This is a genomic window from Brevundimonas sp. AC546, from assembly GCF_979258305.1.
In genome coordinates this window covers 1,962,422-1,983,001 of the sequence record NZ_OZ409849.1, presented here as the reverse complement: position 1 = coordinate 1,983,001, position 20,580 = coordinate 1,962,422, and the positions used below count along the sequence as shown (strand labels likewise).

23 protein-coding genes are annotated in these 20,580 nt (G+C 65.5%); 7 read left to right on the top strand and 16 right to left on the bottom strand.

What is annotated here, in order from left to right; translation table 11 throughout:
- Positions 1-3 precede the first annotated feature (3 nt).
- The 3 genes from rfbA to rfbC form a co-directional block, all read right to left on the bottom strand.
- Positions 4-882: a glucose-1-phosphate thymidylyltransferase RfbA gene (gene rfbA / locus ACZZZD_RS09855; protein ID WP_463434677.1), complete on the bottom strand. Its 879-nt coding sequence runs from the start codon at positions 880-882 to the stop codon at positions 4-6.
- Between the two features lie 87 nt (positions 883-969).
- Positions 970-2,025 (bottom strand): dTDP-glucose 4,6-dehydratase, encoded by a 1,056-nt coding sequence (gene rfbB / locus ACZZZD_RS09850; protein ID WP_463434675.1) that lies wholly within the window; start codon positions 2,023-2,025, stop codon positions 970-972.
- A gap of 13 nt (positions 2,026-2,038) precedes the next feature.
- Positions 2,039-2,590 (bottom strand): dTDP-4-dehydrorhamnose 3,5-epimerase, encoded by a 552-nt coding sequence (rfbC, locus tag ACZZZD_RS09845; RefSeq protein WP_463436111.1) that lies wholly within the window; start codon positions 2,588-2,590, stop codon positions 2,039-2,041.
- Between the two features lie 142 nt (positions 2,591-2,732).
- Here rfbC and ACZZZD_RS09840 point away from each other — a divergent pair, with 142 nt between their 5' ends.
- Entirely contained in the window at positions 2,733-4,643 is a 1,911-nt protein-coding gene (locus tag ACZZZD_RS09840; protein WP_463434673.1) for a glycosyltransferase, read from the top strand.
- Here the strand turns inward: ACZZZD_RS09840 and ACZZZD_RS09835 are convergent.
- Entirely contained in the window at positions 4,616-5,962 is a 1,347-nt protein-coding gene (locus ACZZZD_RS09835) for a glycosyltransferase family 4 protein (RefSeq protein ID WP_463434671.1), read from the bottom strand. The genes ACZZZD_RS09840 and ACZZZD_RS09835 overlap by 28 nt on opposite strands.
- A 156-nt stretch (positions 5,963-6,118) precedes the next feature.
- Here ACZZZD_RS09835 and argB point away from each other — a divergent pair, with 156 nt between their 5' ends.
- From argB to dapD, 3 genes are read left to right on the top strand one after another with little or no spacing between them, the layout of a single operon-like run.
- On the top strand, positions 6,119-7,048 hold the full coding sequence (gene argB / locus ACZZZD_RS09830; RefSeq protein ID WP_135194182.1) for an acetylglutamate kinase: 930 nt from the start codon (positions 6,119-6,121) through the stop codon (positions 7,046-7,048).
- On the top strand, positions 7,045-7,719 hold the full coding sequence (locus ACZZZD_RS09825) for a pyrimidine 5'-nucleotidase (RefSeq protein ID WP_463434669.1): 675 nt from the start codon (positions 7,045-7,047) through the stop codon (positions 7,717-7,719). The genes argB and ACZZZD_RS09825 overlap by 4 nt, the downstream gene beginning before the upstream one ends.
- The gene (gene dapD / locus ACZZZD_RS09820; protein WP_463434667.1) at positions 7,716-8,585 is read left to right on the top strand and encodes a 2,3,4,5-tetrahydropyridine-2,6-dicarboxylate N-succinyltransferase; all 870 of its coding nucleotides are present in this window, start codon (positions 7,716-7,718) and stop codon (positions 8,583-8,585) included. The genes ACZZZD_RS09825 and dapD overlap by 4 nt, the downstream gene beginning before the upstream one ends.
- Positions 8,586-8,648: 63 nt before the next feature.
- On the opposite strand, the gene ACZZZD_RS09815 is transcribed toward dapD, so the two are convergent.
- From ACZZZD_RS09815 to ACZZZD_RS09785, 7 genes are all read right to left on the bottom strand, one after another.
- The gene (locus ACZZZD_RS09815; RefSeq protein ID WP_463434665.1) at positions 8,649-9,149 is read right to left on the bottom strand and encodes a YciE/YciF ferroxidase family protein; all 501 of its coding nucleotides are present in this window, start codon (positions 9,147-9,149) and stop codon (positions 8,649-8,651) included.
- Positions 9,150-9,256: 107 nt separating this feature from the next.
- The gene (galE, locus tag ACZZZD_RS09810) at positions 9,257-10,246 is read right to left on the bottom strand and encodes a UDP-glucose 4-epimerase GalE (RefSeq protein WP_463434663.1); all 990 of its coding nucleotides are present in this window, start codon (positions 10,244-10,246) and stop codon (positions 9,257-9,259) included.
- Positions 10,247-10,322: 76 nt separating this feature from the next.
- Complete coding sequence (gene thrS, locus ACZZZD_RS09805) at positions 10,323-12,278, bottom strand: threonine--tRNA ligase (RefSeq protein ID WP_463434661.1); 1,956 nt, start codon at positions 12,276-12,278, stop codon at positions 10,323-10,325.
- Complete coding sequence (gene yidD, locus ACZZZD_RS09800) at positions 12,275-12,547, bottom strand: membrane protein insertion efficiency factor YidD (protein ID WP_313552745.1); 273 nt, start codon at positions 12,545-12,547, stop codon at positions 12,275-12,277. Before yidD ends, thrS begins: the two co-directional genes overlap by 4 nt.
- Positions 12,548-12,641: 94 nt before the next feature.
- Complete coding sequence (locus tag ACZZZD_RS09795; RefSeq protein ID WP_463434659.1) at positions 12,642-13,097, bottom strand: iron-sulfur cluster assembly scaffold protein; 456 nt, start codon at positions 13,095-13,097, stop codon at positions 12,642-12,644.
- 73 nt (positions 13,098-13,170) lie between these two features.
- A complete protein-coding gene (locus tag ACZZZD_RS09790) occupies positions 13,171-13,674 on the bottom strand; it encodes an HAD-IA family hydrolase (RefSeq protein WP_463434657.1) in 504 nt (167 codons plus the stop codon).
- Positions 13,675-13,871: 197 nt separating this feature from the next.
- On the bottom strand, positions 13,872-14,714 hold the full coding sequence (locus ACZZZD_RS09785; protein ID WP_463434655.1) for a tetratricopeptide repeat protein: 843 nt from the start codon (positions 14,712-14,714) through the stop codon (positions 13,872-13,874).
- Between the two features lie 85 nt (positions 14,715-14,799).
- Here ACZZZD_RS09785 and ACZZZD_RS09780 point away from each other — a divergent pair, with 85 nt between their 5' ends.
- Together ACZZZD_RS09780 and ACZZZD_RS09775 are read left to right on the top strand one after the other, a co-directional pair.
- Positions 14,800-16,182, top strand: a complete 1,383-nt coding sequence (locus ACZZZD_RS09780; RefSeq protein WP_463434653.1) for a leucyl aminopeptidase family protein — start codon at positions 14,800-14,802, stop codon at positions 16,180-16,182.
- Positions 16,183-16,264: 82 nt separating this feature from the next.
- Positions 16,265-17,050 (top strand): C40 family peptidase, encoded by a 786-nt coding sequence (locus ACZZZD_RS09775; protein WP_463434651.1) that lies wholly within the window; start codon positions 16,265-16,267, stop codon positions 17,048-17,050.
- Here the strand turns inward: ACZZZD_RS09775 and mmcB are convergent.
- Genes mmcB through thpR form a run of 4 tightly spaced genes read right to left on the bottom strand, consistent with a single transcriptional unit; the run spans position 17,047 to position 19,250 of the window.
- A complete protein-coding gene (gene mmcB, locus ACZZZD_RS09770; RefSeq protein ID WP_463434649.1) occupies positions 17,047-17,490 on the bottom strand; it encodes a DNA repair putative endonuclease MmcB in 444 nt (147 codons plus the stop codon). The genes ACZZZD_RS09775 and mmcB overlap by 4 nt on opposite strands.
- Before the next feature lie 45 nt (positions 17,491-17,535).
- On the bottom strand, positions 17,536-18,060 hold the full coding sequence (locus ACZZZD_RS09765) for a lipocalin family protein (RefSeq protein WP_463434648.1): 525 nt from the start codon (positions 18,058-18,060) through the stop codon (positions 17,536-17,538).
- A 57-nt stretch (positions 18,061-18,117) separates the two neighbouring features.
- The gene (locus ACZZZD_RS09760) at positions 18,118-18,714 is read right to left on the bottom strand and encodes a GNAT family N-acetyltransferase (protein WP_463434647.1); all 597 of its coding nucleotides are present in this window, start codon (positions 18,712-18,714) and stop codon (positions 18,118-18,120) included.
- Positions 18,711-19,250, bottom strand: a complete 540-nt coding sequence (gene thpR / locus ACZZZD_RS09755) for an RNA 2',3'-cyclic phosphodiesterase (protein ID WP_463434645.1) — start codon at positions 19,248-19,250, stop codon at positions 18,711-18,713. The genes ACZZZD_RS09760 and thpR overlap by 4 nt, the downstream gene beginning before the upstream one ends.
- 130 nt (positions 19,251-19,380) lie before the next feature.
- Between thpR and ACZZZD_RS09750 the strand changes: the two genes are divergently transcribed.
- Positions 19,381-20,130, top strand: a complete 750-nt coding sequence (locus tag ACZZZD_RS09750) for a Bax inhibitor-1/YccA family protein (protein WP_374321986.1) — start codon at positions 19,381-19,383, stop codon at positions 20,128-20,130.
- A gap of 100 nt (positions 20,131-20,230) precedes the next feature.
- Here ACZZZD_RS09750 and ACZZZD_RS09745 read toward each other — a convergent pair whose 3' ends face one another.
- Positions 20,231-20,521 carry a DUF2794 domain-containing protein gene (locus ACZZZD_RS09745; RefSeq protein WP_463434643.1) on the bottom strand — a complete coding sequence of 97 codons (291 nt, stop codon included), beginning with the start codon at positions 20,519-20,521 and terminating at the stop codon, positions 20,231-20,233.
- Positions 20,522-20,580: the final 59 nt, after the last annotated feature.

The following is a 20,580-nucleotide window of genomic DNA, read 5'->3' as shown; positions in this document are numbered from 1 at the left end:
TCCTCAGTTGCGTTGTAAATCCCGCAGGCGAAGTTGAAGGTATTCGCCGTATCCGGATTTGCCCAAGGCGTTAGCAAGCCGCTCTAGCTGAGATGTATCGATGAACCCCCTGTCGAAGGCGACTTCTTCTGGGCAAGCGATCTTAAATCCCTGCCGCTTTTCTAGCACACGGACGAATTCCGCAGCCTCTAGCAGGCTATCTGGGGTGCCTGTATCGAGCCAGGCGTAACCGCGGCCCATTCTTTCGACCGATAACGTGCCGCGCTCGAGGTAGGTGCGGTTGACGTCGGTTATTTCGAGTTCGCCGCGGGGCGAAGGCTTAAGATCGTGAGCGATCCCGACCACATCTGCGTCGTAGAAATAGAGACCAGTGACTGCCCATTTGGACTTCGGAACCTTTGGCTTCTCCTCGATCGATAAGGCGCGCATGCTTTCGTTGAACTCGACCACGCCGTACCGTTCAGGATCGTTGACGTGATAGGCGAATACCGTCGCCCCCTCCGGTCGGCTCATGGCGGAGGTGAACAGGTCGGTGATGCCGTGGCCGTAATAGATGTTGTCGCCCAGGATCAACGCCGACGGATTGTCGCCGACGAAGTCCGCGCCGATGATATAGGCTTGGGCCAGCCCGTCCGGGCTGGGCTGGACCGCGTACTGGATATCCATTCCCCACTGCGAGCCGTCGCCGAGCAGGGCTTGGAAGCTGGGTACGTCGCGCGGGGTGGAGATGATCAGCACCTCACGGATGCCGGCCAGCATCAGGGTCGATAGCGGATAATAGATCATCGGCTTGTCGTACACCGGCATCAGCTGCTTCGACGTGACCAGGGTCATCGGATGCAGGCGTGTGCCCGATCCTCCTGCCAGGATGATGCCCTTCATGCCGCGTTTCCTCCGACCTTCAGTTGATGCGCTTCGCCGACGTATTTTTGCATCAACGATGTCTTGGGATGACGGCCTTGGAAAAAATCAACCATTGGCCACCCCCAGACGCTGGGTCGAATAGCGGGCGTCCAGAATGTCCTGCCACCAAGTCTGGTTCTTAAGATACCAGGTTACCGTCTGTTCGATGCCCTGTTCGAAGGTCACCGACGGGGTCCAGTTCAGGTCCGAACGAATCTTCGAGGCATCGATGGCGTAGCGCTGATCATGGCCGGGGCGGTCGGTCACATAGGTGATCTGGTTGGCGTATTTGCCGTCCGCCTTGGGCCGCAGCCGGTCCAGGATGGCGCAGATGGTCGTGACCACCTCGATGTTCTTCTTCTCGGCGTTGCCGCCGACATTATAGGTTTCGCCCGGCGTGCCGGTCTCGAACACGGCCTGCAGGGCGCGGGCGTGGTCGTCGACGAACAGCCAGTCGCGCACGTTCGAGCCGTCGCCATAGACCGGCAGGGGTTCGCCATTCAGGGCCCGGATGATGATCAGCGGGATCAGCTTCTCGGGGAAGTGATAGGGGCCGTAGTTGTTGGAGCAGTTGGTCACCAGAACCGGCAGGCCATAGGTGTGGCCCCAGGCGCGCACCAAATGGTCCGACCCCGCCTTGGACGCCGAGTAGGGCGAGCGGGGGTCATAGGGGGTTGTCTCGGTGAAGAAGCCGTCCTCGCCCAGCGAACCGAACACCTCGTCGGTCGAGATGTGGTGGAAGCGGAAGGCTTGCTTGGCCAAGTCGTCCAGTCCGCGCCAGTAGCCCAGGGTCTGGTTCAGCATCACAAAGGTGCCGACCATATTGGTCTGGATGAATGCGCCAGGGCCGTCGATCGAACGGTCCACGTGGCTTTCCGCCGCCAGGTGCGCGACCGCATCCGGTTTGAACTCTTGCAGGGCTTTGGACACCGCGTCGGCATCGCAGATGTCAGCCCGAATGAAGCTGTAGCGATTGCTGGTCGCCACAGGCTCCAGCGAACTGAGCATGCCCGCATAGGTCAGTTTGTCGAACACCAGGACCTCGTGATCCGTGTGTTCGATAAGGCGCCGCACCAGAGCCGAGCCGATGAAACCGGCTCCGCCAGTGATCAGGATGCGCATCTAGGCCCCTCCGTCAGAGCGCAGGCAACGGCGCGAGCGGCTCGCCGTCGTAGTCGAAGGGACTGTCGAACTCGCCCAGGGTCGGTAGGATTTTGTCCTTGTGAGACAAGGTCGCTCCCGAAGCTGGCAACGGCCACTCGATGCCGATGGTGGGATCGTTCCAGACGATGCCGCCGTCGCACTCTGGCGCATAGATGTCGGACACCTTGTAGGCGATCTCGACATCAGACTCGAGCGTGACGAAGCCATGTGCAAACCCGACCGGGACGAACAACTGCTCACCCCCGTCAGCGGTCAACCTGGCGGCGACATGCCGCCCGTAGGTATGTGAGCCGCGTCGCAAATCGACGGCGTAGTCCATGATAGACCCACGCACGCACCGCACGAGCTTGGCCTGGGCATGCGGCGGACGCTGAAAGTGCAACCCCCGAACCGTGCCTTCCGCCGCCGAAAACGACTGATTATCTTGGACGAACTGAACATCGACACCCATCGCCCGCGCTGCCGCCTCGGAATAGGTTTCCATGAACCAGCCGCGAGCGTCGCCAAAACGGCGAGGGCGCATTAGGGTTGGCAGCGAACAGCTTGTCATGAAATCCAACTGGGGCCGGGTGGCCGTCCACCGAACTAAAGATGATCTAGAACAATTAATCTGAGATAGGGAGGTTCTGGCGTGTTGGGCCACGACTTTCGCTTCGGATTTCTAGGTGAGACATCTTTTCAGAGCGCTCGTCGATTATCGAGTAAAAGCCAGGCGAAGGCGCTACGGCGCCGATGAAGGTGATCAAGCTCGACATCGTAACCAGTGGGACGCTGCCGTCAGTCACTACAAACGGTATCTATCCAAATATCCCAAGGACCTTGGGGTGCGGATACGCCTCGCCAACACCTTGAGAGAGTCGGGTGACTTTCCCGCCGCCATCATGGTCCTTCAGGAGGCCATGGCGTCGCGCCCGGAAAAGGCGAGCATACAGTTCACGCTTGCGGAGGTCTTCGATGAGGCTGGCTTTGCAGGTGAAGCGGATGAGATTCGCAAACGCGCGCTGCAGCTAACTGGCGCAGTGAATTCAACAAATCCCTCTGGGTTGGGCGCCGCCCGCCGACCCATGGCCCCCGCCAGCCCAGCCAAGCGGGTCGAAATCCTGATCGACGCCCGGGTCGGCCAAGACCGCTGCCTGACTGCGACCTTGGCATCGTTGCGAGGACTGGCGTCGGTGGATTGGCACGCCACGATATCAGGGGGTGCTGATGCGGCGCTCGGCGGGGACGCTGTCTCAACTGATGTGCGTATACGGCTTGCTCCTCTGGAAGGCGCGCTGGCGACCTCCTCAATTCCGGTCTTGCTGATCAGGGCAGGGACCGTGGTGACGCCGGATTGCCTTTGCTGGTTGTTCTGGGCGCTCACCGAGGAAGTGAGCGCTGTGTATTGCGATCATGAAGAGAGGGACGCGAGTGGAGCTGCTCGTCCGATCCTTCAGCCGGCCCCCCATCTGCTGGACCTTGCGACCAATCCTGCGCCGCCTGCCTTAGTCCTTTATCGCGATTTCAAATATCAGGACCGCGGTCATGACCCGCTGGCGACGCTGCTGGATGCGTTTGGCGGAGGCGTCGTCCGGCACGTCCCCTTAGTCCTGGGGTGTGTCCAGACTCGTCATGTCCAAACGAAAATCGATTCTCCGCCGGTTCGCCGATCGCAGCTCTGTGGCCGGATACTCGTGGTCATTCCCACGCGTGATGAGGGTGGGGCTCTGGACGTCATGCTGACGTCGCTGTCTGAGCGAGCGTCGGATATTGGGGAGGTGGATATTGTCGTCGTCGATAATGGAAGCCAGGATGTAAGCACCCTGGAGGTGCTAGATCGTTGGCTACATCGGGGCGTGGAAGTCCTGCGCCGTGACGAACCCTTCAACTGGTCAAATCTCAACAATGCCGCCTGCGAAGGGCGAACACAGCCTATCGTCGTGTTCGCCAACAACGACATGGAAATGCTGACCGAAGGCTGGGATCTGGAGGTTCGGCGACTGCTGGCTATGGAGGGCGTCGGGGTCGTCGGAGCGCGGCTTCTATACCCGAATGATCGTGTCCAACATGCGGGCATCGTGATGGGGGCGTTCAACGGCGAGCCTTTGCATGAAGGACTGCGGGCTGGGCCGGACGAACGCGGGCCGCTTGATCGTTGGGTCAGGCGCAGACCCGCGACGGCTGTGACTGGCGCCTTTATGGCCATGCGTCGCTCGGTCTTCGATCAGGTCGGCGGGTTTGACTCCGAAAACTTCGCTGTGTCTTGCAACGACGTCGATTTTTGTCTTCGTGCAGGCGCGGCGGGCTGGACCATCCTCTATGCGCCTGAGCTGGTTCTGCGACATCATGAGTCTCTGAGCCGCGGTCATTCCAATACCGAAGCCAAAAAAAAGCGTGTCGCAGAAGAAATGGGGCGGTTACTCGCGCGTTGGGGCGATCGCTCTCGTTTCGACCCCACTCGCAATCCTCAATGGGAAGGGCGCGGCATCCGTCTTTTCGCGGGGATGCGAAGCCTGACGGCAGAGGAAGTGATGGACTGGGCGATCAAGACCGAAAGCCGTCCTTCCGATCAGGCGGAAACACCGACCTTCCCATAAAGCGCTCGTAGCCGTGCATCATAGGCTTCATCGTTGAAGAGCGCCGCCTGCGTCTTGCCGCGAGCAGAAGCGTCAGAGCGCCAGTCCGCATCGGCGTCGATGGTGCGGATCGCCTGGGTTAAAGCGTCGACATCATAGGGATCGACTTGAAGAGCGGCGTCGCCCGCCACCTCGGGCAACGATCCCTGGTTCGAGGTGAGGACCGGCGTTCCCAAGCTCATGGCTTCCAGCACCGGCAGCCCAAACCCCTCATACAGAGAGGGGAACAGCACCGCTTTCGCGCCGCGGATCAGGCTGATCAATGCGGCGAAGGACATGTATTCGTAGACATGAATACGGTCCGAGCTCGGACCGCCGATGGCCTTCACATGATTAAGAAGCGCCGTCTCGGGTTCGCTGAGCCAACCTCGACCGCCGACGATCACGAGCGGTGTCTTCACGCCTGACGCCAGATAGGCTTCCACCACGCGCCCGAGGTTCTTTTTCGGCTCCACGGCACCGAAATGCAGGAAGTAGTCGCCCCACCCGAGTTGGAAGGTCGCTTCCAGTTCGATGACGACGTCTCGCTCCGGTTTTTCGATCAAAGCCTTTGGCAGGCTGACGGCCTGATAGGTGTTGGTGACTTTGTCTTCCGGAACGCCCAGCATGCGGATGACATCCTGACGCGTGGCCTCGGAGACGACGGCGATATGGTCGGCGTGACGCACGACTTCGCGGCACATGGCCATGAACACGGGCTTGTTGTGAAGCGTCGTATGCGGAAGTCGCAGCGGGATGAGGTCATGGATGGTGTAGATGTTGGGGACGTCGCGCACGCGTAGCGGCAACAGCGTCGTCCAGTGCATGACATCGGGTGCGGGCGCGTCTTGCGTATCAAACCTTACGGGTGTGCCGCGTCCGTGCTTCTTGAACGCCCGACTGGCATGGAAGTAGAGCTTGTCGCTGGCCCAAAATCGGTCCGCACGAGGGCGCGCGGCTTCCCCTCCCGGCCAGATGACATCCTGGGAGATGGCGACGGGATGCGCCGTTCGGCCTACCGGGCTCAGGCGTGTCCGAACATCCCGTTCGACCTTCTGCATGAAACGCAGCGGCATCGCTGGGCGCTCTGGGTCAAGGATAGCGACTTCCCCAAAGGGCTTTACGGACGCTGGCGAAAGTGTGGGGCCGAAAAGAGCTTCTGTTCTGAAGCCAAGGCGGCTGGCGGCTTCAAGCAGGTTTCGGCTGTAGGTCGCAATCCCAGTGCCCTGCGGCGCGGCAAGGTTGAAACCGTCGATGCAGATCGAAGGCCGATCCGATTTCTCGCGCGGCGTTGCGGACATTCAGACTCATCTCGCGAAGCGGAGGCTTGTTGTGTCTGACCGGCCTAACATGGGCTGCGACCGCCTAGCCAGCGGCTCATCGCAGGTTATCCCAAACCTATGGAAGGACCCTTCCCGCGTGACACCGCCCCCTTCCCCCGCTATCTCGCGCGCGTGATGAACGAAACAGAACGCCAGTCGGAAGAACGCAGCTGGGAGACGGCGAAGACGCTCGCCGAGGCCTTGCCGTATATTCAGGTCTATGACCGCGAGACCGTGGTCATCAAATACGGCGGCCACGCCATGGGCGAGAGCGCCGTGGCGCGGCAGTTCGCGGCCGACGTCGTGCTGTTGAAGCTGATGGGGGTGAACCCGGTCGTGGTGCACGGCGGCGGGCCGCAGATCAGCGCCATGCTGGAAAAGGCGGGGGTGAAGTCCAGCTTCGTCGATGGCTTGCGGGTCACCGATCCGGCGACGATGGAAGTCGCCGAAATGGTGCTGTCGGGCGCGGTGAACAAGGAAATCGCCCATTGGATCACCATGGCCGGCAAGGAGGCGGACGTGCGGGGCGTCGGTCTGTCGGGCAAGGACGCCGGTCTGCTGACGGTCGAGAAGACGCGCCGGACCAAGCGCGATCCCGACAGCATGATCGAGCACGAGGTGGACCTGGGCTATGTCGGGGAACCGACCAAGGTCGATCCCAAGCTGATCAAGGGCCTGATCGCGTCGGAGACCGAGGACTGGGTGCCGGTCATCGCCCCGATCGGGGTGGCCGAGGACGGCCAGACCTACAACGTCAACGCCGATACGGTGGCGGGCGCCATCGCCGGATCGCTGAACGCCAAGCGGATGCTGCTGCTGACCGACGTGCCGGGGGTCAAGGGCGCGGACGGCGACATCATTCGCCAGATGACGCTGGAGGAGGCGCAGGCCCTGATCGACAGCGGCGTCGCCCACGGCGGCATGATCCCCAAGCTGGAGACGGCGATGGCGGCCGTGCGTGCGGGCGTCGAGGCGGTGGTCATCCTGGACGGTCGTCGGCCGCACGCCATGCTGGTCGAGCTGTTCACAGAATTCGGCGCCGGCACTCTGGTGAAGGCGTCTTGAGCGATCCCCATTCTGCATCCCTTGGGCACGTGCGGGCCTGGGTGTTCGACATGGACGACACCCTGTATCCGCGCGAGCAGGGGCTGATGCGGTTGGTGCAGGCGCGGATCAACGCCTTTGTGGTCGAGGCCGTGGGGCTGGAGCCCGAGGCTGCTGCGGCGATGCAGCGCCAGTTCCTGGACGAGCACGGCACCACCTTGGCCGGTCTGATGGCCAACTATGCCGTCGATACCGAGCGGTTCCTGCATGAGGTGCACGACGTGCCGCTGGACGGGGTCGAACCCAATCCGCGCCTAGCGGAACGGTTGAAGATCCTGCCCGGCCGCTGCTACGTCTTCACCAATGGCGCGCGCGACTATGCGCACCGGGTGCTGGAGCGGATCGGGATCGCCGACTGTTTCGCCGACGTCTTCGCCATCGAGGACGGCGACCTGACGCCCAAGCCCAACCCCGCCACCTTCCGCCGGATGCTGGAACGGTTCGACATCGATCCGCACCAGGCCGCCTTTTTCGAGGACACGCCAAAGAACCTGGAGCCGGCCAAGGCGCTGGGCATGGCCACGGTCCTGATCGGCGACGGCCACGGCAAACCGCTGGGCGACCACATCGACCATGTGGCCCCCGACCTTCTCGACTTCCTCTCCGGCCTGACTTTCAAGGACGCCGCATGACCGATCTGTCGCATCTCGAATCCGTCGTCGAGGCCGCCTGGGAACAGCGCGCCGAGGTCTCCGCCGCCACCCACGGGGAGGTGCGCGACGCCGTCGAGACGGCGCTGGCCCTGCTGGATTCTGGCCAGGCGCGCGTCGCCTCGCGCGGCGACGACGGCGTCTGGACCACGCATCAATGGCTGAAGAAGGCGGTGCTGCTGTCCTTCCGCCTGAACGACAACCAGATCATGCGCGCCGGCCCTGCGTCCGTCATGCCGCTGTCGGCGGATCATCCGGCCGCCGTCGGACCCTTCTGGGACAAGGTGCCCAACAAGTTCGGCGACTGGACGGCGGCGGATTATCAGTCGGCGGGCTTCCGCTCGGTGCCCGGCGCCATCGTTCGTCACGGCGCCCATATCGCCAGGAATGTCGTCCTGATGCCGTCGTTCGTGAACATCGGCGCCTATGTGGACGAGGGTTCGATGGTCGACGCCTGGGCCACGGTCGGCTCGTGCGCCCAGATCGGCAAGAACGTGCACCTGTCGGGCGGCGCTGGCATCGGCGGCGTGCTGGAGCCGCTGCAGGCCAATCCGACCATCATTGAGGACGGCTGTTTCATCGGCGCGCGCGCCGAGGTCGCCGAGGGCGTGATCGTGCGCGAGGGCGCGGTCCTGGCCATGGGCGTCTATCTGTCCGGCTCGACCAAGATCGTGGACCGCGCGACGGGCGAAGTCTTCCGCGGCGAGGTGCCGGCCTATTCGGTGGTGGTGCCGGGCGCGCTGCCTGATCCCAACGGCGGGCCGTCGCTGTACTGCGCCGTCATCGTCAAGCGGGTGGACGCCCAGACGCGTGCCAAGACCGGCGTCAACGAACTGCTCCGCGACTAGGCGGAGAAAGAAAACGGAGGCGACCTCAGGGTCGCCTCCGTGTCCATTTGTCTCTCGCCGATATCAGGCGGCAGACTTCATCGCTTCGGCGTTGACGGCGGCGTCAGCGATGCCGGTCAGGTCTTCGTCGGTCTGTGACTCTTCCTGCAGGGTTTCGTCCAGCAGGGCGGCGGCGTCCTTCATGCCCAGCACGAGGGCCCAGCGCTTCAGCGTGCCGTAGCGGGTGATCTCATAGTGTTCCACAGCTTGGGCGGCGGCCAGGAGCCCGGCGTCGAGCGCGGGGTTGTCCTTGTATTCTTCCATGATCTCGTCGCCTTCGGCCAGAATGCCTTCGATGGCGTCACAGGTCTTGCCGCGCGGGGCCTTGCCGATGATTTCGAACACCTGCTGAAGGCGTTCGATCTGACCTTCGGTCTGATCCTTGTGCTTTTCGAAGGCGGCCTTCAGTTCAGGCGACTGAGCGGCGCGGGCCATCTTGGGAAGGGACTTCAGGATCTTGCGCTCGGCGTAATAAATGTCCTTGAGCGTGTCGTGGAACAGGGTGTCGAGGGTCTTCTCGGCCATGATCGTCTCTCGCAAATTATGATGGGGCGCGGGGGCGCACCCCACCAAAAGCGATCTGGCCGGTATATGTTCCTGTGAACGGTTTCGTGCGTAGGGCTTCAAAAAGGCTAAGCCTCTTGCACCTCCCGCTCGGCGGCATGCCAGCGCCAAGCCGTGCGAACGATGTCGTCCAGCGTCCGCCTCGGTCGCCAGCGCAGCACCTCGCGCGCCCGGCTGTTGTCAGCCACCAGACAGGGAGCATCGCCTGCGCGACGGGGCGCGGTCTCGACGGGGAAGGGGCGGTTTGTCGTGCGGCGGATGGTGTCGATCAGTTCCCTGACCGTCGTCCCCGTCCCGGTCCCTAGGTTGAAGACCGTCGTCTCGCCCCCGTCGAGCAGGTATTTCAGCGCCCGCACATGGGCGTCGGCGAGGTCCATGACGTGGACGTAATCGCGCACCGCTGTGCCGTCTCGCGTGTCATAGTCGTCGCCGAAAAGTTTGAAGCCCTGCCGTTGGCTGAGAGCCGTCTGTAAGGCTAGGGGAATGGCGTGGGTCTCGGGGTGGTGGCGCTCGCCGATCCGGCCCTCTTCGTCCGCTCCGGCGGCGTTGAAATAGCGCAGGCAGACCGAGCGGAAGCCCGCATAGGTCGAATAGTCGGCCAGGGCCTGTTCGACCATCAGCTTGGAGCGGCCATAGGGGTTCAGCGGCGCCTGGGGATGGACCTCGTCCATCGGCAGGTATGCGGGATCGCCATAGGTGGCGCAGGTCGAGGAGAAGACCATCGCACCGATCCCGCCCCGCCGCGCGGCCTCGATCAGGGTCAGGGCCCCGACGACATTGGTGTCGTAGAAGCGGCCCGGTTCCTTGACCGATTCCCCGACCTCTATCAGGGCGGCGAAATGCAGGATCGCGACGGGCCTGTGTCTGGCGATGACCGCATCCAGACGCGCGCCGTTGCGGATGTCGCCGATCTCAAGATCGCCCCACTGGACGAAGGCCGCATGACCGTTCGACAGATTGTCATAGACCACCGGCGTGAAGCCGGCTTGGGACAGGGCGAGACAGGCGTGCGACCCCACATAGCCGGCGCCGCCCGTGATCAGGATGGTGCTGGGCATGCCTGCTCTCCCCTTCGACCTTTGCCGGGACAGACCCGGGACGTGCTGAAGCCTGGCACCCTATCCTAGGCGACAATCACCGCGAAGGCGCGGTCTCAATCGCCGCCAGGTCTCGCTTCAAATCCGGCGGCGTCGCCTCGTCCGTCAGGATGCGGATGGCGTCGTCGATCGTGACCAGTGTCTGGGCTTGCGAGCCCAGGCGGCGGATGGCGACCATGCCTTCCTCGGCCTCCTTGCGGCCGACGACGGCGATGACCGGCACCTTCCCGACCGAGTGTTCGCGAACCTTGTAGCCGACCTTCTCGTTGCGCAGGTCGATCTCGGCGCGCAGACCGGCGGCCTTGAAGCGGGCCATCACGTCGCGGGCATAGTCGTCGGCGTCCGAGGTGATGGTGGCCACCACGGCCTGGGTCGGGGCCAGCCACAGGGGGAAGGCGCCGGCGTAGTTCTCGATCATGATGCCGATGAACCGTTCGAACGATCCGAGGATCGCCCTGTGCAGCATGACCGGCCGGTGCTTCTGGCCGTCCTCGGCGATGTAGGTGGCGTCCAGACGTTCCGGCAGAACATAGTCCAGCTGGATCGTGCCGCAGGTCCATTCGCGGCCGATGGCGTCCTTGACGATGAAGTCGAGCTTGGGCGCATAGAAGGCGCCGTCGCCCGGCGTAACCACCGGCTCGGTCCCGGCGGCGCGGGCGGCCTCGGCCATCAGGGCCTCGGCCTTGTCCCAGAATTCGTCGGAGCCGGCGCGGTTTTCGGGTCGGGTGCCCAGGCTGATGTAGGCGGTCTCCATGCCAAGGTCGGCGTGGACGCTGCGGGCCAGTTTGATGAACTCGGCCGTCTCCTCGACGATCTGGTCCTCGCGGCAGAAGATATGGGCGTCGTCCTGGGTGAAGCCGCGGACCCGCATCAGGCCGTGCAGCGAGCCGGACGGCTCATAGCGGTGACAGGCGCCGAACTCGGCCATGCGCAGCGGCAGCTCGCGGTACGACCGCTGACCCTGATCGAATATCTGCACGTGGCCCGGGCAGTTCATCGGCTTAAGGGAAAGTTCCTCGCCCTCGACCGTCTCACAGACGAACATATTGGGCCGGTACTTGTCCCAGTGGCCGCTCTGTTCCCAGAATTTGCGGTCCAGCACCTGGGGCGTCTTGACCTCGACATAGCCGGCGGCGTCCAGGCGGCGGCGCATATAGGCCTCCAGCACGCGCCACAGGACCCAGCCCTTGGGATGCCAGAAGACCATGCCCCGGCCCTCTTCCTGCATGTGGAAGAGCTCCATCGCCTTGCCGACCTTGCGGTGGTCGCGCTTCTCGGCCTCCTCCAGACGCAGCAGATGGGCGTCGAGATCCTCCTTGGTCGCCCAGGCGGTGCCGTAGATGCGCTGCAGCTGTTCGCGGTTCGAATCCCCGCGCCAGTAGGCGCCGGCCAGCTTGGTCAGTTTGAACGCCTTGCCGACATGGCGAGTCGAGGGGAAGTGCGGTCCCCGGCAGAGGTCGATCCAGTCGCCCTGTTTGTACAGGGTGATGGTGTCCGTGCCCGGCAGGTCGCGGATCAGCTCGGCCTTGAACTTCTCGCCGCGCGCTTCGAAGAAGGTGATCGCCTCGTCGCGGTCCCAGACCTCGCGTTCGAACTTGGCGTCGCGATCGACGATCCGGCCCATCTCCTTTTCGATGGCGGCGAAGTCGTCGGTCGAGAAGGGCGTCTCGCGATAGAAGTCGTAATAGAAGCCGTCCTCGATGGCCGGGCCGATCGTGACCTGGGTGCCGGGGAACAGCTTCTGCACCGCCTCGGCCAGGACGTGGGCCGTGTCGTGGCGGATCGTGTACAGCGCCGCCGGGTCGTCGCGCATGATCAGGCGAAAGTCGCCGCCCGTCTCCAGCACCCGGCCCATGTCGCGCTGTTCGCCGTTCAGCTCGGCCAGAACGGCCTTCTTGGCCAGCGACGGCGAGATCGAGGTCGCCACGTCGCGCGCCGTGGAGCCTTCGGGATATTGGCGAACCGCGCCGTCGGGAAATTTCAGATCGATCATGGCTTCGTCTTTGGCTTTTCTCTTGCGCGATCCGCCAAGGCGGCATCGCGTGACGGCACCGGGTCGTATCCCGACCCGCCGAAGGGATGGCATTTACAGAGCCTGCGCACGGTGAGCCATCCCCCCCGAACGGCGCCGTGCTGGATCAGGGCGTCGCGCCCATAGTCCGAACAGGTCGGCAGGAACCGGCATTGCTGGCCGATCAGGGGGGACAGCGTCAGCTTGTAGCCCCGATGGGCCGCGCGCACGCCGCGTTCATAGAGAGACATCACGTCCCTTCGCCGGGGTTGATGGGGCCGGGGGCTGGATGGGTTCGCCGCGCTTATCCCCTGTCATCGCAGGGGGATCAACCGGTCGTGCCCGTCAGGCCGCGCCGGCGAGACGCGTTCGGGCGGTCAGGGCGGCGTTGACGGCGTCCAGCGTCGCCTCGATTGAGACCAGGGTCGAGGCGTGACGGGCCGGATAGTCGGCGACCTGTCTCAGCAGGCGCAGGTCCTCGAACCGGCCGGTGGGGCCCTTGCCGCCAGACTTCAGCATGGCGGACATGGCGTCGCGGGCTTCGGCGATCTCTTCGACCGACGCGCCGATCACAGACTGGCCCAGCACCCCGGCGGCGGCCTGCCCCAGGGCGCAGGCCTTCACGTCCTGGGCGAAGCCGGCGACGCGGCCCTGATCGTCCAGCGTCACATCGACCGTCGCGCGTGACCCGCACAGTTTGGCCACCCGCTCGCCGGTGCCTTGCGGCGCGGGCAAGCGCCCCGCATGCGGCAGGTTGGCCGCGAGCGACAGGATGCGCGCGCTGTAGAGATCGTCGATCATGGGGCGAAGATAGGATGCGTAAGGGCTTGGGGGAAGTCGCAGGACACTTCTCCCCCGGGACGAGGAGGGAGTGTCAGATGTTCATCTTGAGCGTCCCGTCCGCACCGACCTCGAGCGCTACGTCCGCATAGTCCGCCAGCCTGAAATGATCCGTCTGCAGCGGATGGGTCCACGCGGCGGTGACGACCACCACGTCCGCGCCCGCAGCTTCGCCTGCCTTGATGCCGGCCTCGGCGTCCTCGAACACCAGGCAGTCGGCGATGTCGAAGCCCAGGGTCGCCGCAGCCTTCAGATAGCCGGCCGGGTCGGGCTTGCCGCGTTCGACGTCCTCGGCGGTGATCATGACGGCGGGCGGGGTCACACCGGCCGCCTTCAGCCGGGCGCGAGCCAGGGGGACGGAGGCGGACGTGACCACGGCCCAGCGGTCGGGCGGAAGGCGTTTGACGAAGTCGATGGCGCCGGGAATGGGTGCCACGTCGTCCACGTCCTCGATCTCGCCGCGCTCGACCCAGGCGACCTCGGCGTCCAGGTCGATGTCTGGCAGGTTCTGGTTGCGGATGGTGTCGATGGCGCGCACCCGTGCATGACCGACAGCAAGGCCGCCACATCGAGGCCGTGACGCTCGGCCCAGCGGGTCCAGACCCGTTCTGCCGCCAGGGTCGAGGTGATCAAGGTGCCGTCCATATCGAACAGGAAGGCCTGGTAGGCGCGGGAAGCGGGGAGGGAAGCCATGGCCTCATCCACCACGCGCGCCGGCCGACCGCAACGGGTCGATCAGCTGCCTTGCAGCGAATTCCAGGTGCGGGCCGTGTCGGTCGCCGGTGCGCCGCCGCTGGACGCGGCGTCGGTGCTGCGGGACCGCAGCCATTGCAGGTTTTGCTCGGCCTGCTCGGGCGGCAGTTCGCGGCGCAGGATCTGTTCGGCCTCGCCCATCTTGCCTTGCAGGCCCAGCACCATGGCCAGGTTCTGGCGCACCTTGGCCGAGGCGGTCGGCTGGGCGACGGCGCGGCGCAGCAGGGTCTCGGCGCCCGGCGCATCGCCGTGGGTCAGGGCGGCGGTGGCGGCGTTGGTCAGGACGTCGGGGTTGTCGGGCGACAGGGCCAGGGCCTGGTTCCAGGCGGCATGGGCGTCGTCTGTGCGGCGCACCTGCTCATAGGCCACACCCAGCAGGGAATAGGCGCGCCAGTCGCGCGGCGCCTGATTGCGGGCCTGTTCCAGCGGCGCCACGCCATAGAAGGCCTGACCCCGCGCGATATGGGCGCGCCCCAACTCCAGCAGGGCGTCGAGATTGTTCGGCTGGACGGTCAAGGTCGCCTGGGCGGCCTCGGCGGCCTGATCGTAGCGGCCCAGTTCGCGCAGGGCCTGGGCCAGTTTGACGCCGGCTGTCGCATCGGTCGGATCGGCCTGCTGCTCCGACGCCCAGAAGACCGAGCGCGACAGGGCGTCCATCCGGTCATAGGTGGCGCGCACCGCAGCCGAAGACGGCGCACGCGTCTGGGCCTGATTTTGGGCCTGATTTTGGGCCGTCGTGGCGGGCGTCGGGTCGGCCGCCAGGGCCGATCCTCCCGACAGGGCGATCAGGGCGACGGTTGCGAGAAGGGCGGGCATGCGCGACATGGGTCAGGTCCAGGCGGTCCTTGGGTCTTGCCCCTAGAATCGCCTGTTCGCGTCAACTGATGGTTAACTTCGTCCCGAGGGCCCCATGTCCGTCTCGCATCCCCTGCTGGTTTCCACCCAAGACGGCGACGGCGCGATCCCGATCCGCTTCGTTCAGCCGGGCGGCGCGCTGGACGCCGGGGCGCGTCGATGGGGCGAGTTGAACGGGTTCGAGGGCAAGGCGGGTCAGCTGCTGATCGTGCCGGGACCGGACGGCGAGGTCGCCCAGATCGTGGTCGGGGCGGGGGCGACGTTCGATCCGATGAGCGTGCGGGGCCTGTCGGCGCGGTTGCCGGGCGGCCTGTATCGTCTGGAGCTGGCGGCCGAGGACGCGGAGCTGGCGACCCTGGCCTTCCTGCTGGGGGCCTATGTGTTCGACCGCTACAAGGCCCGGCCGGATCGGGCGCCGGCAAGGCTGGTCGCGCCGGATAGGGTGGATGTCGCGGAGGTCTCGCGCATCGCCGCCGCCTGCGCCCTGGCGCGCGAGATGGTCGACACCCCCGCCGCCGACATGGGGCCGCTGCAGATCGAGACCATCGCCCGCGAGATCGCCGAGAGCGCCGGGGCCGCGATCACGGTCACGACCGGCGACGCCTTGCTGGAAGAGAACTATCCGGCCGTCCACGCCGTCGGCCGCGCGGCCGCCCCGCACCGGGCGCCGCGCCTGATCGAAATCGGCTGGAAGCTGGACCGGACCGACCTGCCGCTGGTGGCCCTGGTCGGCAAGGGGGTGGTGTTCGACACCGGCGGGCTGGACCTGAAGCCCGCCGCCGGGATGCGCAACATGAAGAAGGACATGGGCGGCTCGGCCCACGCCCTGGCCCTGGGGCGGTTGGTGATGCAGGCGGACCTGCCCGTGCGTCTGGTGGTCATCGTGGCGGCGGTTGAGAATGCGGTGTCCGCCGACGCCTTCCGGCCCGGCGACGTGCTGAACAGCCGCAAGGGCCTGACCATCGAGATCGGCAATACGGACGCGGAAGGCCGGTTGATTCTGGCCGACGCCCTGACGCGGGCGGGCGAGCACGAACCCGACCTGACGCTGGATTTCGCCACCCTGACCGGGGCGGCAAGGGTCGCGCTGGGGCCGGACCTGCCGCCTCTCTATACCGACGACGAGACGCTGGCGGCCGGCCTGCTGGCGGCGGCGGGGCAGGTGCGCGATCCGCTGTGGCGGATGCCGTTGTGGGCCGGATATCGCGCCGCGCTGGATACCGAGATCGCCGATCTGAAGAACGATTCCTCCGCCTGGGCCCAGGCCGGGTCTGTCACCGCCGCCCTGTTTCTTCAGAAGTTCGCCCCGACCACCGGCGCCTGGGCGCACATGGACATCTTCGCCTGGAACCCCCGCGCCCGGCCTGGGCACCCCGAAGGCGGCGAGGCCCAGGCGTTGAGGGCGTGCTTCCAATATCTGAGAACGCGGTTCTGTTGATTTCTTTCGCAAAAGCGACGGCCGTTAACGGCCCCTAAGCCATCGGGGGATAAGGCTGTGGGTTCAATCACGCGAGTTCACGTTGACCGACGTCCTCGATCTTCTTCCGCCCGGCGATCGCCTTGCTCGCCCCGACCTCGCCGAACAGGCGCTGGAAGGGCTGGTGCGTGCGGACGCCTATCGGGCGACAGAGGCCATGCATTGCCGCGCGGCCGTGGCGGACATCCTGTCCGACGACGACGGGCGGATCGACCAACTGCTGCACGGCGAAATCTTCGACGTTCTGGACCGTTCCAACGGTAGGGCCTGGGGGCGGGCGCGTCGTGACGGGGTGGTCGGCTGGGTCGTGCTGGACAGTCTGTCGAGCGGTGCGCCGCTGGCGACCTATTGCGTCGCCGCCGTGGACGCGGCCCTGCCGCTGAACGCCCTGGTGATCCACGTGAAGCCGGAGCTGAGCGAGGCCGACCTGCGTCCTGTGGGCGAGTTCGAGCCCGATCCGGTGGCGGTGGCCGAACGGTTGTTGGGCCGCCCGCATGAACTGGGCGCTCGATCCTCGATTTCCACCGACTGTTCCGGCCTGGTGCAACAGGCCCTGCTGGCGTGCGGCCTGCCCGGTCCGCGCCGGTCGGACGCCCAGGCCCAACTCGGACGGGCGGTTGCAATCACGGACATCCATCGCGGCGACATCGTCGTCTGGTTGGCGCCGGACGGCGATCAGGACTGGACCGGCCATTCGGCCCTGATGCTGGACAGCGAACGGATCATCCATGCGACGGGCGGCAAGGGGGTGGTCATCGAACCCCTGGTCGAGGTCGAGGCGCGCCTCGTCGCCGACGGTTTCGCCGTCGCCGTCTTCCGCCGCCTCTAGTCGCGCATCGTCCGCATCGCGCCCAACCGGGCGAAGGCCAGGGTCAGAGCCTTGCGACGCGCGGGCGCCAGCGGCATCGACGGCGCCTCGCGCACCACCGCCCCGCCGAACCCGTCGGCGACGATCAGGCCCGGTTCGTTCGGCAGGATGTCTTGCGGAAACTCGGGCGCTACAGCGAAATAGAAGGCGTCGCAGAACGGCCCATACTCATGCCATTTGCGGTCGACGCGGTAGTCGTCGACCCCCGACTTCACTTCGCAAATGACGATGTCGCCCTTGCGCCCGATCGCCATGACGTCGGCGCGGCGGCCATTGGGCAGGCAGACCTCCAGCAGCGGCGCATAGCCCATGTCCATCATCAGCCGCGCCACGCCGCGCGTGACCGACTGGGTGGTCTCGGGGCGGCTGAAGACCAGTTCGAGGTGGACGGCGGCGGACATGCCGACCGTTATGTTCCGGCTACGTTCCCATCGCAAGCGTCGCCTTTACAGGCCGGTGTGCACCAGGCGGCCGGTGTTGAAGCCCAGGGCGCGGACCCGGGTCAGGATGCGGTCGCGCTCAGCCTGGGACGCAGTCTGGTTGCGATGCCAAATCCACCAGTTCGACTTGTCCGGCAGGCCCATGATGGCCCAGCTGTAGTCCGGGGCGTGGTCGTAGACCCAGTAGTTCTGGCCCGCCAGACCGCCGAAGCTGAGCAGGCCGGTCAGGCTGAACCGAAACTTGGCGTTGGTCGTGGTGTCGGTGACGCGGGCGTTGGCGCGCAGCACCTCGGTCTGGCCGTCGTTGCGGCGGGTGCAGGTCACGGCGATGGCGTAGCGGTCGGCGGCGTCGCGTGGCGTGAAGTCGATCTGCGCGCGGCTGCAGTCCTTCTGGACATTGTTGTGATTGCGCTCGATCTCGAACCAGCGGCCGTCGAAGCGCGCCAGATCGACGCTTTGCGCCTGGGCGAAAGCCGTGGCGGGCAGGAAGGCCAGGGCGGCGGAGGCGGCGATCAGGCTGGCGCGAAACATGGGCGTATCCTCGTTCGATCTGGAGGGGATACGACGCATCGGCGCGATCGGTTGCCTTCAGGGTTTCAGGCGCAAACGATTGACCGCCCATTCGTCGCGCGTCTGGCCCCACAGATCGACGGCGTGGTCCTGTAGCGGTTCAGGCAGGACGCCCGGTCCGCGATTGTGCGATCCCAGCCGCGTCGCCACCCCGGCGGAGGCCAGATTTTCGGGGTCGATGCAGTGGATCACGTCGTCCCAGCCCAGCACGTCGAAGGCATAGTCCAGCGTCGCGGCGGCGGCCTCGACCGCATAGCCCTTGCCGGTGGCGTCGCGATGCAGGCTCCAGCCCACCTCGCGGCCGGGCCAGCCATAGGGGTGCAGCGGCCCGATCCGGCCGACCCACAGGCCGGTGGACTTCTCCAGGATCGAGAACATGCCCTCGCCGGTCAGGGCCCACATGCCGGCGACGGTGCAGATCATGCGCCAGACCTGGGGTGCGGGCTGGACGCCGCCGATGAAGCGGGCGGTCTCGGGATCGGCCAAGAACTCGGCCCAGCGCGGAAAGTCCTCGACCGCCGGGGGACGCAGGATCAACCGCTCGGTCTCCAGCGTCGGACCCAGGGTGACATGGGGCGGCACGGCGTAGGCGGCCCAGTCATGATTGGGGCTCACAGCAGATACTCCCGCTCCAGCTCATAATAACTGCCGCTGTCGGTCAGGACGCTGGAATACAGGCCGAAGCGGTCGATGCGGATCGGCGGCGAGTGCAACAGATTGTGTCCCGCCATCCAGGCGCCGATGCGGTCGGGATTGGTCTGGGTCTTCAGATAGGCCAGGGTCACGTGCGGCTTGTAGGTGCGCGCCTCCATTTTGATCCCCGCCCGTTCGCCGGCCGACTTGCAGCGCCCGGCCAGCACCGACAGCCGTTCGTTGGGCGTCTCGACCCCGGCCCATAAGGTATGGCTGCGGTGGTCGTCGCCGAAACAGCCGACGCCCTTCAGCGCGATCTCGAACGGACCACCCGCCACGCGCGCCAGCTCCGACGCCAGGTCGTCGGCGCGGCGTTCGTCGGTCTCGCCATAGAAGCCGAGCGTGACATGAAGGGCGTCCAGCGGCCGCCAGCGCGCGCCGGGCAGGCCGGATTGGCGCCGTTTCAGCGTGTCTCCGACATCGGGCGGCAGGGTCAGGGCGGTGAACAGGCGAAGCATGCGACCGAAGGTAGCGGCAGGAACAACGGCCTCCAAGTCCGGTTTTCCTTGCAGCGAGGGCCTCGGCTCACGATATTCAAACCCTGTGACCGGAGAAGCCTCTCCGGCCAATCGGAGAAAGTTCGTCGCCATGAGCGATTTCAACAACGGCTACGCCCGTCCTCTGCCGCAGACGGCCGACATGTCGGTCGACGCCGGCCTGCGCAGCTTCATGCTGGGCGTCTATAACAAGCTGGCCCTGGGCCTGGTGGTCGCCGCCGCCCTGGCCTACGTCACCGGCAACGTCCCGGCTGTGCAGCAGCTGCTGTTCGTCCAGACGGCTGACGGCCGGATCGGCCTGACCATGCTGGGCATGATCGTTCAGTTCTCGCCGCTGGTGATGCTGTTCGGTTCGATGTTCTTCATGAAGAACCCGTCGGCCAAGGGCGTGAACCTGCTCTACTGGGCCGTGGTCGCCACCATCGGCGCGGGTCTGGGCATCGTGTTCCTGCGCTACACCGGCGCCTCGCTGGCTTCGACCTTCCTGGTCACGGCGGCGGCGTTCGGCGGTCTCAGCCTGGTGGGTTACACCACCAAGAAGGACCTGACCGGCATGGGCACCTTCCTGATCTTCGGCGTGATCGGCCTTATCATCGCCTCGGTGGTGAACATGTTCCTGCAGTCGGGGACCTTCTACCTGATCATCTCAGGTCTGGGCGTGCTGATCTTCGCGGGCTTGATCGCCTACGACACCCAGCGTCTGAAGATGACCTATTATCAACTGGGCGGCGACCAGAATGCGATGGGCGTTGCCACGGGCTTCGGCGCGCTGAGCCTGTTCATCAACTTCGTGAACCTGTTCCAATTCCTGCTGGCCTTCATGGGCGGCAACCGGAACTAAGCTCTGTCGCATGACGGATATGGAAAGGGCCCTTCGCGGGGCCCTTTCTTTTTGCCTAGTCCACCACTTGGAACTTGCGGCCATCGAAGACCCGCAGCACCTAGGCCAGATCGCGACCGCGTTTCAGGATCTGGCCGCCTTCGCCGATGACGGCCCACTGGCCCTGACGGGTCTGAAGCGCCGGGCGTTTTTCGATGCGGTAGGCGGGGGCGTCGCCGGTGCGGCGGAAGACGGCGAACTCGGCGAAGTCCTTATGGCCGACGATGCCGTAGTCGCGCCATTCGCCTTGCGCGACCATGCGGCCATAGACGCGCAGGATGGGGTCCAGTTCGCGGCGGTCGAAGAAGACCGGGCCGGCGCTGGGCGTCGCCTCGTGAGGGTTCATGCTCATGCCCTCAACTTAAGGGGCGCGCGGCTCGGCGCCAGAGGCCGCATAGAAAACGACACAGA